The organism is Marinoscillum sp. (assembly GCF_040222955.1).
Lineage (GTDB): Bacteria > Bacteroidota > Bacteroidia > Cytophagales > Cyclobacteriaceae > Marinoscillum.
The window spans coordinates 1-15,701 of record NZ_JAVKCA010000002.1 but is presented as its reverse complement, the minus strand read 5'-3'; the positions used below and the strand labels follow the sequence as shown (position 1 = coordinate 15,701).

Here is a 15,701-nt window from a genome sequence, read left to right as displayed (position 1 = left end):
CCAGATCTGCCAGGTTAATGACTGATCCCGGGAGCATTTCGAGTTATATTGGGCAACGGACTAATTTACCATCAGACAACCTATGTCTAAAATGAGAGGTCAGACCGTAATCCCATGCACCAAGGCCCTTTCCACCCCTCTGAGCTCCGCCAGGCCTTTCAGTCGACCGATGGCTGAGTAACCCGGATAGGTGGTTTTCTTCAGGTCATCCAGCATTTGGTGCCCATGGTCCGGCCTCATGGGCAGGCTGATCTGGCGGCGGTTCATCAGGTGAACCACTTCTTTCACCACGGCCACCATGTCTGTATCTCCGTCCAGATGGTTGGCCTCTTCAAAGTTGCCATCAGCATCTCTTTTGGTATTTCTCAAATGTAAGAAATGAACATGATCGCCCAGGCGTTGGAGCATTCCTACCAGGTCGTTATCGGCCCGTGCACCGAAAGATCCGGTGCAAAAGCACAGGCCATTCGCAGGGGAGGGTGCACTATCGATGAGCTCCCGGGCGTCCTGCTCAGTGCTGACTATTCGGGGCAGTCCCAATACGGAATAGGGTGGGTCATCCGGATGAATCGCCATTTTCAGACCCACTTCTTCGGCCACTGGCACCACCTCCCTCAGGAAATGAAACAGATGTTCTTTGAGCCTGGGTGCGTCTATGTGGGCATAGGTTTCAAGTGCTGAGAGCACTGCCTCCGGGGTGAAGGCTTCATCACTCCCCGGCAGACCTAGTAGTAAGTTATTGTAGAGTGTCCGTTTTTCAGCTTCGTTCATCGATGCCAGGCGTAGCTCTGCGGATTGTATTTCTTCTCCGGTATAGTCTTTTTCAGCGTTTGGTCTTTTCAGTAGAAACAGGTCAAAGGCGATAAAAGCAGCTTTTTCAAACCGAAGCGCACTGGAGCCATTCGGGAGGGTGTGGAAGGGGTTAGTTCGTACCCAATCCAGTATGGGCATGAAATTGTAGGTAACCACCTTCAGCCCACAGGCAGCCACATTGCGTAAGCTGGTTTTGTAGTTTTCGATGTATTGCTGATAGTCCCCACTTTGCTTTTTGATGTCTTCGTGTACGGGCAGACTTTCTATCACCGTCCAGGTCATACCGGCTGCCTCTATCTCCTTTTTCCTGACTTCTATTTCTTCTATGGGCCAGATTTCTCCAACAGGAATTTGGTGCAGTGCGGTGACCACCCCGGTACACCCGGCTTGCCTGATGTCCGCCAAACTTACCGGATCTTTAGGCCCGTACCAGCGCATGGTTTGCTCCATTAAATACATAGTTCTCTCGGTTTTACCTTACCAGCTAGGACGAATGCCAGGCGCAAAAGGAAATTTCAATGATTGATAATACTCCAATGATTTTGTTGGAGGTTCTACTGCATCGGGAAGAGGCTGCTTAGAGAAAGTCTGGAAGTAGCTGAGCGAAGCATCTTTCCACCAAATGGCCTCCTTTTCCTGTATGTCAAGTAGCATTTGTACACTTCGGTATCGATTTTCATCAATTTGAGGCTTGATCGATTGCCACTGCCCTTGCATTTTTCTGACGGCATTCACTCCATCCTGGTAGCGGAAGGCCAGTTCGTTCCAAAGGGTTCTCCCCGAATTCATTTCAAAACCCCAGCTCACGTGGTGAAACCAGAGTAAAAATTTCTCTGGAATCTTGTCTTTGGAGTTAAAAATTTTGGCCACTTCGGGGGAATACTGACTGACGGCATTGCTGCCGCTCTCTGATCGGTCAAACCCTACGCCAAAGGCATCAGCTTTGTGGTAATACACCGGTGTCCAGTCTGCCCGCGACAGGTTACTGACCCAGGGGGCCGGGCCATAGTGATGCCCCGTACCCATGAGGTGATGCAGTCCCAGAGGCGTCATGTAGTTCACCGAGGCTTCCCAGGAATTCATCATCATGTCTTTAATGGTGGCGATGGTTTTTGGATCATTGCTGTAGCTCATGCGGATCCAATCTTCGGCAATTTGATCAGCTGTTTGTTCCGGATTCCAGGCCAGAAGGCCAAAGGCATACCAGTTGGCTTGTGCAAAAGGATGCCCGGTCCAGTTGATGTCGGTGCCGGTGTTGGCCACACCGGCAATGCCTGTAATGCTGTAATCATGGAGCGAACCGTCAATTACTTTGGAAACAGTGGATCCTTTACCGTTTACATATGTATCAGCATCGAGGCATTCCTTCCACATAGGAGCCAGGTAGACCAGCTGGGTGGCCTGCCCCAGGTACTCTTGTGTAATCTGAAACTCCATCATCACCGGTGTTTTGGGCATAGCACCAAAGAGTGGATGAAAAGGTTCACGTGGCTGGAAGTCAATCGCTCCGTTTTTCACCTGCACCAGCACATTGGATCTGAAAGTACCATCCAGAGGATTAAACTCTGTGTAGGCCTGTTTGGCCCGGTCATCAGGCTCTTCGCTGCTGTATACAAAAGCACGCCACATCACCACACCACCGAAAGGCTTCAGCGCATCGGCCATCATGTTGGCACCTTCCGCATGTGAGCGACTATAGTTTTGAGGGCCAGGTTGCCCTTCGGAGTTGGCCTTCACCAGAAAGCCTCCAAAATCAGGAATGTAACGGTAAATTTCCTGGACTTTTTCTTCCCACCATTTGATGACCTCTTTATTCAATGGATCTGCAGTATCCAGCCCACCAATCTCAATGGGTGCACTAAAGCGTGCGGTGAGGTATACTTTGATGCCATAGGGTCTGAAAAGGTCCGCCAGGGCTTTCACCTTCTCCAGATAGGCAGGAGTGAGTACCAGAGCGTTGGCGTTCACATTGGTGAGTACGGTTGCATTGAGTCCGATGGAAGCATTGGCTCTGGCATAGTCAATGTATCGCTGATCCAGATAGTCCGGGAGTTTGTGCCAGTCCCAGATGGAAAAGCCTGCGTACCCACGCTCTGATGTTCGGTCCAGGTTATCCCAATGGTTCAATATTCTGATGTCCACTTTCGGATTTTCAAGGACATTGATAGAGGCCAGGTTCTGATGAGTTTGGAGGAGTTTCAGAAAATGGAACGTACCATAGAGCAGGCCCGCCGGGTCTTTGGCAGTGATGAGGAATCGTGATTTCTCTTTTTGCGAGACGCTTTTGACCAGATAGCCTTCTTCCCCTATCTGCTTCAGCTCTGACTCAGACAGGTATTTGGCAATGGATGGCTCACCTGAAAGACCTGCCAGTAGTGAAGCGTCATCGTTAGTGGACGGCACGAAAGGCTGACCCAGTAAACCACTCAAACCTAAACTCAGCTCATTTTTGATGACATCATGAGTAGCAGAAGTGCCTATGACATTAAATGCCTTTATCTGACCAAGATAACTATTGAGTAGTTCCGGGTTTTGGATCTTATTATACCTGAGCCAGAGCTCATATCCTGTTTCAGCTGATGCAGGAAGAATGAAAAGTACGAATATCAAAAAAGTGCTTTGTAGGTATTTCACGTGTGATCTGGTTTGAGTTGAATCAATCTTGTATCTGGCAAAGTCGGACGCGGCTATTTGGCTAAAGTAGTGAGATGTGTGGTAAAACTGAAATTTTTACGCAATCGATTGTTTAAATTTTAAAAATCTGTACTACTTTGCCACTCTGAGTGCCTAAACTTATCAGAATTCAATGTGGATAGCACTTCATTTTTAAGAGGGGGTCTTGTCCAATGTTCATTGAATAAAGCTTGAAATCACAGTGAATATGCGGGCTTTCCTCATTGATTTAGGCACTGTTTGTTAATGAATACCCTACGGATTGTCAGACCCTTCCCAGAATGACTCGGGTGAAGGATATATTTAAAGAACAAACCCAGGTAATTAATTATAATACTCTCAATGATGAAAAAATTTATACCATTTTTATTGATTGTGCTGGCGGCCATCAGCCACAAAGCTGAGTGCCAGGACTACCTCGATGCATCCCTCGATAATGCCACCCGGGCTAAGGACCTGGTAAGTCGCCTTACCCTTGAGGAGAAGGTTCAGCAAATGATGATGAACAGCCCCGCGATCGAACGGCTGAATATCCCACCTTATGAGTGGTGGAATGAAGCGTTGCATGGAGTAGGAAGATCAGGTGTAGCTACGGTATTTCCACAAGCCATCGGACTGGGTGCTTCTTTTGACGAAGAGCTGGCCTATCGGGTGTCTTCGGCTATTTCTGATGAAGCCCGGGCCATGTACAATGCCTCATTAAAAAAGGGTTATTACAACCGGTACAATGGTCTTACTTTTTGGACTCCTAACATCAACATTTTCCGTGATCCCAGGTGGGGGCGTGGACAGGAAACGTACGGCGAAGATCCGTTTCTGACCACCAGGTTAGGTGTTTCCTTTGTCAAGGGACTCCAAGGGGAAAATCCTCAATACCTGAAAACGGCAGCTTGTGCCAAGCATTTTGCAGTGCACAGTGGTCCGGAGCGTTTGCGCCATGAGTTCAATGCCATTGTTTCCAAAAAAGATTTGTACGAAACCTACCTCCCTGCATTCAAAGCATTGGTGGAAGCAGATGTGGAGGCCGTCATGTGCGCCTACAATCGCACCAACGATGAGCCTTGCTGCGCGAATAACTATTTACTTCAGGAGGTACTCCGGGGTGAATGGGATTTTGACGGGCACATAGTGAGTGATTGCTGGGCAATAGTGGATTTTTACTCGGAGAACGGACACGGTACTGTAGAAAACCAGGTGGATGCATCTGCCCTGGCGTTGGAGAGTGGAGTAAACCTCAACTGTGGGAGTACCTTCCCCGCACTTGTGGAAGCAGTAAAACAAGGGTTAGTCAGTGAGAAGACCATTGATGTGGCGCTTACAAAACTGCTGGAGACCAGATTTAAATTAGGCATGTTTGATGAAGCTGGTGCCAATCCATATAATGCCATTTCGCTGGAGGTAGTCAATAGCCCGGCCCATAGGGATTTGGCAAGGGAAGCCGCTGTAAAGTCTATTGTACTGCTCAAAAACAATGGGGTACTGCCTTTGGCCAATGACCTGTCGCGCTACTACGTGACCGGACCGAATGCTGCAGGCATTGACCCTCTGATTGGAAATTATTATGGGGTTAATCCCAATATGGTGACTGTTTTGGAAGGAATCACAGCTGCAGTGGCTCCGGGAAGTCAGGTGCATTATCGGGCTGGTACCTTATTGGATCGGCCTAATGTAAACCCTGTGGATTGGTCATCAGGTGTAGCTCATACCTCTGACGCTACTTTCATGGTGATGGGAATCACCGGATACATAGAGGGAGAGGAAGGAGAGTCCATTGCCTCAGCGCATTATGGCGATCGGTTGGATTACAACATTCCCCCTAACCAGATTGATTACCTGAGAAAGCTCAAGACAGATAATGAAAAACCTGTCATTGCCATTGTCACAGGGGGCAGCCCGATGAACCTGGCGGAGGTTCATGACATTGCAGATGCAGTGTTGCTGGTGTGGTATCCCGGTGAGGAAGGCGGCAATGCCATTGCGGATGTCGTTTTCGGTAAAACCTCTCCATCCGGCCGATTGCCAATTACTTTTCCAAAGAGCCTGGATCAGTTACCGGCGTACGAAGATTATAGCATGGCTGGCAGAACCTACAAGTATATGACTGCTGAGCCCATGTATCCGTTCGGTTTCGGACTGAACTACTCCAAAATCAAATATGGAGCCCCCACCATCTCCCAGGCAGTGATTAAATCCGGAGAGTCTACGGAGGTTTCGGTGCTGGTGACTAATGAAGGGGATTTTGATGTGGAAGAAGTGGTGCAACTCTATGTGACCGATGTGGAAGCAAGTGTGAGCACTCCGCTCTTTTCTTTACAGTCGATCCGCAGGGTAAAGCTTGCGGCCGGTGAGTCACAGCGTCTTTCCTTCAAAGTTGATCCTGAGATGCTTCAGATTGTGAATGATAAAGGTGAAAGCGTTCTGGAAAAGGGAGATTTCAAGGTATATGTAGGCGGATCACTACCCACCGGCAGAAGTCTGGAACTGGGTGCGCCTGCCTCTGTTTTGGTGAATTTGAGAGTGAAATAAACGATTTGAATTGAGGTGATTATTACAGAATTATATTTTATGAAGATGAGTAAAAGAGGATTATTGCTGATTGGGTTGGTGGTCATGGGCCTCATGGCGAAGAGTCAGGAAAAGCCCATCGCCGACGGGATGGAGAAATTTCTTGGAAATGTATACAGTAGCTCACAGCTGAGTGGGTACGAGACTTACTGGAATCAGGTAACCCCCGAAAATGCTGGGAAATGGGGAAGTGTGGAGCGAACGCGAGACAGCTATAATTGGACCACCATGGATGCGGCTTACAACTTCGCGAAGGAAAATAATTTCGTGTTTAGGTACCATGTTTTGATTTGGGGAAATCAGCAACCTTCCTGGATCGAAGATTTGCCAGTGGAGGAGCAGCTGGAAGAAATCACCGAGTGGATGGATGCTGTGGCTGAGCGATATCCGGATATGGATTATTTGGAGGTGGTCAATGAGCCCATCAACGATCCTCCGACCGGTGCAGGTAATGGTAATTACATGGATGCATTGGGAGGAAGAGGAGCTACCGGTTACGATTGGATAGTGACAGCCTTTACCATGGCCAGAGAGCGTTTCCCCAACGCCAAGCTGGTGATCAATGAGTACAACATTGTGAGCAGTAGTAGCAATGCCAATAAATACAAGAAGATTATTGAGCTCTTGCAGGCGGATGATCTCATCGATGTGGTAGGCGTACAGGCTCATGCATTTTCCACCACAGGAAGTTCCAGTACCATCACAGATCAGCTGGATAAACTGGGTGACACCGGGTTACCGATAATGGTTACCGAGATGGACATAGATGGTGCCACAGATCAGGTTCAGTTGGATGAGTACAAGCGGATTTTCCCATTGTTTTGGGAGCACGAGTCGGTGATAGGTGTCACGCTATGGGGGTGGCGCAGTGGCATGTGGCGTACTGCCGAGAAGGCTTATCTGGTCAATACTGATGGTACTGAGCGGCCAGCACTTGAATGGCTCAGAGCGTATGCCTCCCAACCAATAGACAATACAGTGTTGGGGTGGGAGGATGATTATTCGAACCTGCAACTATTCCCTAACCCGGTGGTCAACGGGCAGCTAACCATACGGAGTCCTGAACCGGTTCGTCAGGTCACGCTGTATGATCTGAGCGGTCACCAGGTGGCTGATTTCAGTCATGATATGAGCCGGGAAGTGAATCTCACCCTGGATCTGAGCAGTGGGATTTATCTGATGAAAGTACAGGGATCAGCCAAAAGTGAGTCAAGAAGGCTGGTGATTAAATAGAGGGGGAAATTCTGGGTCTGATGCCCTGTCGCATGAATTGGACCATTTTATTTTAACCTAATTAGTCATACCATGAAGAGAAGACATTTCATATCAAATACCGCCAAGTCCACAGGAGGTGTAATAGTGGCCAGCAGTTTAACTACTCTTGGGCTTTTTTCAGGTTCTTCGAGCAGGGCCGGTGAGAAAAGGGGACTTGGAGTGGCATTGGTAGGTTTGGGTAGCTATGCCACCGGACAGCTGGCGCCGGCATTACAGATGACAGAAAACTGCTACCTGGCAGGCATTGTCACGGGCACGCCATCCAAGGCCGATTCATGGTCAGATCAATATGACATTCCAGCCGAGAATGTCTACAACTACCAGAACTTCGATGGCATAGCTGATAATGATGACATAGACATTGTCTACATCGTGCTTCCCAATTCTATGCATGCGGAGTTTGTGATCCGGGCTGCTCAGGCTGGCAAGCATGTGATTTGCGAAAAGCCGATGGCCACCAATTATGAGGATTGTCAACGGATGATCGACGCATGCCGCAAGGCCGAAAAGAAGCTTTCCATTGGTTATCGGCTCCATTTCGAACCCTACAACCTGGAAGCCATGAGGTTAGGTCAGCAGCAGATATATGGTAAAGTACTCGAATCGGACGCGGGTTTTGCTTTTCCTCTGAGGGATAAAAGTCGCTGGCGTCTGGACAAAGAAATGGCCGGAGGAGGGCCGCTGATGGATGTAGGTATTTATGCCATACAGAGTACGATCTATACGCGGGGGCAGCTACCTGTCTCCCTGGAGGCTATGGATACCACAGTTGACAAGGCTTTTTATGGAGCGGTAGAGGGTACGCTGGATGTCAAATTCGAGTTTCCAGCAGGGATCAAAGCTACCATGAGAACGAGTTACGAGGAGAGTTCCAACTATTTGAAGGTACAGGCTCAGGAAGGTAGCTGGGAGTTGGCGCCTGCTTATTCCTATGGAGGATTGAAAGGGCAGACTCACCTGGGGCCTATGAGTTTTCCAGCTGTCAATCAGCAGGCACTGCAGATGGACGATTTTGCTTCCTGTATTTTGAAAGACAAACAAAGCATTGTTCGTGGTGAAATGGGCCAGCGGGATATGTTCATTATTGATAAGATCTATGAGTCCGCAGCCATTGGCAAACCGGTTTCATTGAAAGGAATTCCAAATATTTTACACTTGGTGTAACATAATTTCTTGACCTGAATAATAGCGCTTATGAGCGAAAAAAAGAATAAACTGCGCAGTGAGGAATGGTTTGGTAAGGACGATAAAATGGGTTTTGTCCACCGCAGCTGGTTGAGAAATCAGGGTCACCCGGACCATATGTTTCGGGGCAAGCCGGTCATTGGCATTTGTAATACATGGTCTGATCTTACTCCTTGCAATGCCCACCTTAGAGAATTTGCAGAAATCGTAAAGCGCGGAATTTACGAAGCGGGAGGTTTTCCGCTGGAGTTTCCCGTGATGTCTCTGGGTGAGACCATTATGAAGCCCACCACCATGCTCTGGAGAAATCTGGTCAGTATGGATGTGGAAGAAACCATTCGGGCCAATCCTCTGGACGGAATCGTCCTGTTGACCGGATGCGATAAAACCACTCCCTCCACCCTCATGGGGGCAGCCAGTGTGGATTTGCCGACCATCGTAGTTCCGGGCGGGCCTATGCTCAATGGTAAGTGGCGGGGTAAAGATGTGGGGTCGGGCACCCTCACCTGGCAGCTTTCTGAGGGATTAAAGGAGGGCACCATCACGGAAAAGGACATGGTGGAAGCGGAGTCCTGCATGTCCAGAAGCGCTGGCCATTGTATGACCATGGGCACAGCCTCCACCATGGGTGTGATGGTAGAGGCATTGGGACTCACACTCCCGGGAGCATCGGCCATTCCAGCCGTTGACTCGCGCAAGAAGGTGATGGCTCACCTGGCAGGAAACCGAATTGTAGAAATGGTTCGGGAAGATTTGAAACTGTCCAGAATTCTTACCAGAGAGGCTTTCGAAAATGCCATTAAAGTCAATTCTGCAGTCGGGGGTTCTACCAACATGCCTATTCACCTGACGGCCATTGCCGGACGGATCGGTGTGGACCTGGATATTGAAGATTTTGATCGACTTGGAAGTCAGATGCCTATGCTGGTCAACCTGATGCCTTCCGGAAAGTACCTGATGGAAGACTTTTATTATGCAGGTGGACTTCCGGTAGTGATAGATGAGATTCGCAAACAGATTCATACCGGGGCGATCACGGTCAATGGAAGAACCCTCGGTGACAATTGTCGCAACGCACCATGCTATGATCGGGAAGTTATAGGCACGGTTGAAGCACCAATCAAAGAGAATGCTGGGATTGTGGTGCTGAAGGGGAATCTTTGTGAAAATGGAGCAATGATCAAACCCTCTGCAGCCACTCCTGCCCTGATGCAGCACAAGGGAAAAGCGGTCGTTTTTGAGACGATCGAGGATTATCATCAAAGGATAGACGATCCGGCATTGGATATAGATGAGACCTCCGTGATGATTCTCAAAGGGGTAGGGCCTGTGGGCTATCCAGGCATGCCTGAGGTAGGCAATATGGATCTCCCTGAGAAATTGCTCAGAAAGGGTGTGAAAGACATGGTGAGAATCTCCGATGGTCGCATGAGCGGCACGGCTTATGGCACCGTGGTGTTACATGTGTCACCAGAGGCTGCCATTGGTGGTAATCTTACTCTGGTGAAAAACGGTGACCTGATAGAACTGGATGTGCAGGGAAAGCGACTCACGTTACATGTGTCGGAAGATGAGTTGGCAGAGCGGAGAAGGCACTGGGAGAAGCCTAAGCCCGTGGCTGAAAGGGGGTATACAAAAATGTTTATTGAGCATGTAGAGCAGGCCGATAAAGGGTGTGATTTTGATTTCCTCAAGGGCTCATCAGGGTCGGAGGTTACCAGAGACTTGCACTAACAGTTAAAACCCTTTTAAATGATGCAGACCATTATCCTAATTATTCTGAGCATTTTACTTATAGTCATTTCGACTAGCAGACTATCTCTGCATCCTTTTTTGGCTCTGATGGTCGCTTGTCTCTTTTTTGGTTTTGGCTCAGGGATGGCACCTGAGGCCATTATCCAGACGATCAACGCCGGTTTTGGAGAAACCATCGGAAAAATAGGGATCATTATCATTGCGGGGATCGTCATTGGTGCGTTTTTGGAGCAATCGGGAGGTGCCTATGCCCTGGCCAGTCAGGTGCTACGGGTGGTTGGACAAAAGCGTGTACACCTTGCCATGGGGGTGATCGGGTATATTGTCTCAATTCCGGTTTTTGCCGATAGTGGGTTTATCATTCTTTCATCTCTCAATCGTGCATTGGCCAAAGAGGCCGGGGTGTCACTGGCTGGCACGGCCATTTCGCTTTCGCTCGGCCTTACCGCGGCTCATACCATGGTGCCACCAACACCCGGCCCTATTACTGCGGCTGGTTTGGTGGGTGCCGATTTGGGTATTGTGATTCTTATTGGTCTCTATGCCAGCACTGGCGCATTAGCTGTGGCCGTGGTGTTTTCAAAAGTTTTTGCAGGAAAGGTTTATATAGACCCTCAGCCAGACCTGACCAGCGAGAAAATTAAGGAGAAAATCCGGGAAGCGCCCTCTTCTATGAAATCCTTCCTGCCCATACTGGTGCCTATACTGCTCATTGTGCTCAGGTCTGTTGCAGATTACCCCACAGAGCCTTTTGGGAGCGGGGGGGTGGTTGATTTTATCTGTTTTTTGGGTAATCCGGTTACCGCACTATTTATAGGGGTTTTACTGGCTCTTTTGCTACCAAAAAAGCTGGACAAGTCTATGCTGAGTACCAATGGATGGGTAGGTGATGCACTTAAAACCGGCGCTGTGATCATTCTCATCACCGGAGCAGGGGGTGCTTTTGGTAAAATTCTTCAGACTTCTAACATTGGTGAAATACTTGGAGGCTTTGCTTCCGATTACAGAATCGGACTTTGGCTGCCATTTATTGTGGCTGCCTGTATCAAGTCGGCTCAGGGCTCTTCTACTGTGGCTTTAACCACTACAGCTTCCATAATTGCTCCGTTGATGTTGGTTTTGGGCATGGACACCGAAATAGAGAAAGCTATGGTGGTCATCTCAATTGGAGCTGGCTCAGCAGTAGTGTCTCACGCCAATGATAGTTTTTTCTGGGTAGTGACTCAAATGAGCGGTATGAATGTGAGTCAGGGGTATCGTCTACAAAGTGTTGGTACTGCGGTTCTCGGCCTTTCAGCTATGGTTCTACTTACTCTGTTAAGTTTTTTTATACAATGAGATAATGACTCTCCGCTAAAGTTTTGAGACATGAACATTAATGACAGACAAGTTTAACCTAACCAATTATTGAATTTTGAAAATCTATAAAACAAACACAGGCATTCTCATACAGAAGGATGAGCAGTACTACACCATTCGTGAAGATTGGGATCAGTTCATTAACAGAGACAATCTATTTGCTTATGCAAATGAGCGGATTTCAACTGAGAACCCGGTATCGGAAGGCGAAAAACTCATAAAGGATGACTTACTTGCTCCTATTGGAAGTCAGGAAATATGGGCATCAGGAGTTACTTATTACAAAAGTAGAGAAGCCCGGATGGATGAATCCAGGGATTCGGGTGGAGGTGACTTTTATGATCGGGTATACAGCGCTGACCGACCTGAGCTGTTTATGAAGGCAATGCCTTACCGGACTGCAGGCCCAGGAGGTAAGGTGAATATCAGGAAGGATTCTGCGTGGAATGTCCCCGAACCTGAGCTTACGCTGCTGGTGAGTTCAGGTGGGAAAATAATAGGCTATACTGTGGGCAACGACATGAGCTCACGTGACATAGAAGGTGAGAACCCTCTGTATCTACCACAAGCTAAGTGTTACGATCAATCTGCTGCCGTGGGCCCATGCATTTATGTTTCGGAGCATCCTATTGCCGGGGATTCAAAGATTCAACTGGAGATATTAAGAGCTGATAAGCAGATGTTTCATGGACAGATTGAAATCAGCCAGATCAAGAGAAAATTCACGGATCTGGTTCATTATTTATTGCTCGAAACATCCTTTCCCAGCGGGTGTTTTCTGATGACCGGGACGGGGATTGTACCTCCTAATGAATTTACACTGCGGGAGGGCGATGAGATCAGGATTACGATCGACCACATTGGTACCCTCATCAATTTTGTAGCTAATCAAAAACAAACATGATACTGACAGGACAAAATTTTATTGGATCAGAGCGGACGGGAGTGGGGTCAGAGACTTTTCAGGCGATGAACCCGGCTACAGGAGACCTATTGCCCACGAGCTTTTATGAAGCTACGGAAGCAGAGGTGGACAGAGCGGTACTAAGGGCTGAAGCCGTCTTTCAGGAATATAAAGAGATGGCAGTGGAGGATCGGGCACTTTTCCTTGAGGCCATTGGTGATGAGCTTTTTGCTATGGGAGACAATCTGATCGATCGCTGTATAGCCGAAACTGCTTTGCCAGCAGCACGCCTCAATGGCGAGCGGATGCGTACCATCAATCAGCTGAAAATGTTTGCCAGTCTTATCCGGGAGGGTTCATGGGTAGATGCCCGCATTGATACCGCCATTCCCGACCGACAGCCGCTTCCCAGGCCGGATATTCGCCAGATGCACATTCCTTTAGGTCCGGTAGGGATTTTTGGTGCCAGTAATTTCCCCTTGGCATTTTCTGTGGCTGGAGGGGACACGGCCTCTGCCCTGGCAGCTGGCTGTCCGGTGGTGGTGAAGGCACACCCGTTGCACCCGGGAACTTCCGAGATGGTAGCACAAGCCATTGTCAGCGCGGCCCATAAAACAGGCATGCCAGATGGGGTTTTCTCGATGGTACAAGGTACCTCGGTGGACGTAGGAATGGCTATTGTGTTGCATCCTAAGATCACGGCGGTTGGGTTTACGGGCTCCTTTCGGGGAGGAAAAGCGCTCTTTGATGCTGCCAATAAGCGTGAAACACCGATTCCGGTATTTGCTGAAATGGGAAGCTCCAACCCGGTATTTCTGTTGCCAGGAGCAGTAAGTGAGCGTGCCGAAGCCTTGGCTGCTGGTCTGATCGGCTCATTGAATATGGGGGTAGGCCAGTTTTGCACCAACCCGGGCCTGTTGATCGTGAATGATTCGCCAGAAACGAGCGAGCTTTTGAAAAAAATGGGGGACATGGTCTCTGAAACCGTCCCGGGTACTATGCTTTCGGAAGGGATCAGAAATAACTATGAGACGGGCGTAAGCAAATTGATGTCTTTTCAGGGGGTGGAGCTTGTTTCTGAGGGTACCTCCGGATCAGGTGAAAATCAGGTGCATTCCAAAGTTTTTAAAACCAAAGCCAATCATTTTATAGAACATTCGGAGCTGGAAGAAGAGGTGTTTGGCCCGTCTACCTTGAGTGTCATTGCAGAAGGGAAAGCCGAAATGCTGGAAATAGCAAGAAAGATGCAGGGGCATCTGACGGCCACTATTCAGGGTACGGATGCGGACCTGGACGCATACAAAGACCTGATCCATATTTTAGAGCGGAAGGTGGGTCGACTACTTTTCAACGGTTACCCAACTGGTGTAGAGGTTGGGCAGGCCATGGTACATGGAGGTCCGTATCCGGCTACCACAGCACCCCAGTCTACTTCTGTAGGGACAGGTGCGATCAAGAGGTTTGTGCGACCAGTTTGCTATCAGGATTTTCCACAGACGTCATTGCCGTTGGCGTTAAGGGATGATAACCCACTCAATTTATGGAGATTGATAAACGGTGAATTGAAGAAAAAATAATGAAAATGAAAGCTTTACAATTTTTGACCATATCCGGGGTGTTTTTGACCCTGACCATTTCTTGTGCTCAGACTGAGAAAATGGAGAAAATGACTCTTCGTACCGCTTATGCGGATGATTTTTATATCGGAGCAGCCCTGGGCTGGGGACAGATTCTGGCGGAGGATTCTGTAGAATCCAGCCTCATAAAGAATGAGTTTAGCAGCCTCTCGCCAGAAAACGCCATGAAGTGGATGTATGTGCACCCGAAGCCCGATACGTTCAACTTTGAATACACGGATAAAATAGTGGCGATGGCCAATCGAAATGATCAGTTCATGATAGGTCATACACTTATTTGGCACAACCAAACCCCAGAGTGGGTTTTCAAGGATGGGAATGATGCACTCATTGACAGCTCGGCCCTCTTTGGTCGGATGAAACATCACATCAATACCATCATGGGGCGCTATCAGGGCAAGATTGGAGGCTATGATGTGGTGAATGAGGCCCTCAATGATGATGGTACCTTCCGTGAATCCATGTTTTACCAAATCGGCGGAGTGGATTTTATCTATAAGGCTTTTGAGTATGCTGCTCAAGCTGACCCTGAGGCTGAGCTTTATTACAACGACTACAGCATGAACCGGGCAGAGAAGTGCGATGGAGCAGTGCGACTGGCCGAAGCGCTTAAATCCAGGGGCTTGCGCATAGATGGTATAGGGATGCAGGGACACTGGGGTTTGGACAGGCCAACTTTGGAAGAAATCGAGACCAGCATTCTAAAAATAAGAAATGCTGGCCTGAAGGTGATGATCACCGAGCTGGATATTACCGTGCTCCCTAATCCACGCAATGTGGAAGGGGCCGATCTTTCAGCCAGTTTTGAAAATAATGCAGAAGCCAATCCATACAAGGCCGGGCTGCCAGATTCAGTTCAGGAGGCCCTGGCTCAGCGATATGCCGACCTTTTTGAACTATTCCACAAGCATAGGGAGACCATCACCAGAGTAACTTTCTGGGGGGTACATGATGGACAGTCCTGGAAGAACAATTGGCCGGCCCGTGGCAGAACAGATTATCCATTGCTGTTCGATAGATCTCTGGCTCCCAAACCAGCCTATCAAGCGGTGCTCGGAGTGGTTGGGAAATAGCTCCTAAACTCATTCCTCGGTGGATATACCAGGAACATACCGCAGCTACGCAGCTTATTCGGTTAGGAATTAATGTCTAAGAACATTCCGCTCCTCCGGAGCTGACTAACCTGGATTCAAGAGGTGTGGTGCGGATTGGACACCAGCGGTGTCTCATGTGAATAGCCTGAGTTAGCAAAGCGTTTGGTAGCTCCGTAGGAGCGATATTTAACCGTCTCACGGAGAAGAAATCGTACAAAGTTAAGAGGAAGATTTAGGAAATGTTCGTACCTCTGTATGAACAGGAACATACCGCAGCTACGCAGGTTATTCGGTTAGGAATAATGTCTAAGAACATTCCGCTCCTCCGGAGCTGACTAACCTGGATTCAAGAGGTGTTGTGCGGATTGAACCCCAGCGGTGTTTATGTGAATCCTATGGACAATCAAGGTCAGGAGGAAGGACTGGGCGGGTTTAAGGCTC

General features: G+C 48.6%; 10 protein-coding genes. 8 read left to right on the top strand and 2 right to left on the bottom strand.

From position 1 onward, the window contains the following. Positions 1 to 99: 99 nt before the first annotated feature. Positions 100 to 1,272, bottom strand: a complete 1,173-nt coding sequence (gene uxuA / locus RIH33_RS00165) for a mannonate dehydratase (protein WP_406651617.1) — start codon at positions 1,270 to 1,272, stop codon at positions 100 to 102. 18 nt (positions 1,273 to 1,290) lie between these two features. Continuing rightward, positions 1,291 to 3,447 carry an alpha-glucuronidase family glycosyl hydrolase gene (locus tag RIH33_RS00160; RefSeq protein ID WP_406651616.1) on the bottom strand — a complete coding sequence of 719 codons (2,157 nt, stop codon included), beginning with the start codon at positions 3,445 to 3,447 and terminating at the stop codon, positions 1,291 to 1,293. Between the two features lie 381 nt (positions 3,448 to 3,828). Here RIH33_RS00160 and RIH33_RS00155 point away from each other — a divergent pair, with 381 nt between their 5' ends. The 8 genes from RIH33_RS00155 (at position 3,829) to RIH33_RS00120 (ending at position 15,239) form a co-directional block, all read left to right on the top strand. Further along, the gene (locus tag RIH33_RS00155; protein ID WP_406658685.1) at positions 3,829 to 6,012 is read left to right on the top strand and encodes a glycoside hydrolase family 3 N-terminal domain-containing protein; all 2,184 of its coding nucleotides are present in this window, start codon (positions 3,829 to 3,831) and stop codon (positions 6,010 to 6,012) included. Positions 6,013 to 6,057: 45 nt separating this feature from the next. Further along, positions 6,058 to 7,284, top strand: a complete 1,227-nt coding sequence (locus RIH33_RS00150) for an endo-1,4-beta-xylanase (RefSeq protein ID WP_406651614.1) — start codon at positions 6,058 to 6,060, stop codon at positions 7,282 to 7,284. A 72-nt stretch (positions 7,285 to 7,356) separates the two neighbouring features. Further along, positions 7,357 to 8,490, top strand: coding sequence for a Gfo/Idh/MocA family protein (locus RIH33_RS00145; protein ID WP_406651613.1), 1,134 nt, complete (start codon positions 7,357 to 7,359; stop codon positions 8,488 to 8,490). Between the two features lie 30 nt (positions 8,491 to 8,520). Next, entirely contained in the window at positions 8,521 to 10,245 is a 1,725-nt protein-coding gene (locus tag RIH33_RS00140) for an IlvD/Edd family dehydratase (RefSeq protein ID WP_406651612.1), read from the top strand. An 18-nt stretch (positions 10,246 to 10,263) separates the two neighbouring features. Next, a complete protein-coding gene (locus tag RIH33_RS00135; RefSeq protein WP_406651611.1) occupies positions 10,264 to 11,604 on the top strand; it encodes a GntP family permease in 1,341 nt (446 codons plus the stop codon). A gap of 76 nt (positions 11,605 to 11,680) precedes the next feature. Next, on the top strand, positions 11,681 to 12,529 hold the full coding sequence (locus RIH33_RS00130) for a fumarylacetoacetate hydrolase family protein (RefSeq protein WP_406651610.1): 849 nt from the start codon (positions 11,681 to 11,683) through the stop codon (positions 12,527 to 12,529). After that, complete coding sequence (locus RIH33_RS00125) at positions 12,526 to 14,106, top strand: aldehyde dehydrogenase (NADP(+)) (protein WP_406651609.1); 1,581 nt, start codon at positions 12,526 to 12,528, stop codon at positions 14,104 to 14,106. Before RIH33_RS00130 ends, RIH33_RS00125 begins: the two co-directional genes overlap by 4 nt. 5 nt (positions 14,107 to 14,111) lie before the next feature. Continuing rightward, complete coding sequence (locus RIH33_RS00120; protein WP_406651608.1) at positions 14,112 to 15,239, top strand: endo-1,4-beta-xylanase; 1,128 nt, start codon at positions 14,112 to 14,114, stop codon at positions 15,237 to 15,239. The last annotated feature ends 462 nt before the right edge of the window (positions 15,240 to 15,701 follow it).

Bases quoted from the DNA above. Each gene is read 5' to 3' on its own strand.
- uxuA (WP_406651617.1), bottom strand. From the start codon at position 1,272: ATGTATTTAATGGAGCAAACCATGCGCTGGTACGGGCCTAAAGATCCG.
- RIH33_RS00155 (WP_406658685.1), top strand. From the start codon at position 3,829: ATGATGAAAAAATTTATACCATTTTTATTGATTGTGCTGGCGGCCATC.
- RIH33_RS00150 (WP_406651614.1), top strand. From the start codon at position 6,058: ATGAGTAAAAGAGGATTATTGCTGATTGGGTTGGTGGTCATGGGCCTC.
- RIH33_RS00145 (WP_406651613.1), top strand. From the start codon at position 7,357: ATGAAGAGAAGACATTTCATATCAAATACCGCCAAGTCCACAGGAGGT.
- RIH33_RS00140 (WP_406651612.1), top strand. From the start codon at position 8,521: ATGAGCGAAAAAAAGAATAAACTGCGCAGTGAGGAATGGTTTGGTAAG.
- RIH33_RS00135 (WP_406651611.1), top strand. From the start codon at position 10,264: ATGATGCAGACCATTATCCTAATTATTCTGAGCATTTTACTTATAGTC.
- RIH33_RS00125 (WP_406651609.1), top strand. From the start codon at position 12,526: ATGATACTGACAGGACAAAATTTTATTGGATCAGAGCGGACGGGAGTG.
- RIH33_RS00120 (WP_406651608.1), top strand. From the start codon at position 14,112: ATGAAAGCTTTACAATTTTTGACCATATCCGGGGTGTTTTTGACCCTG.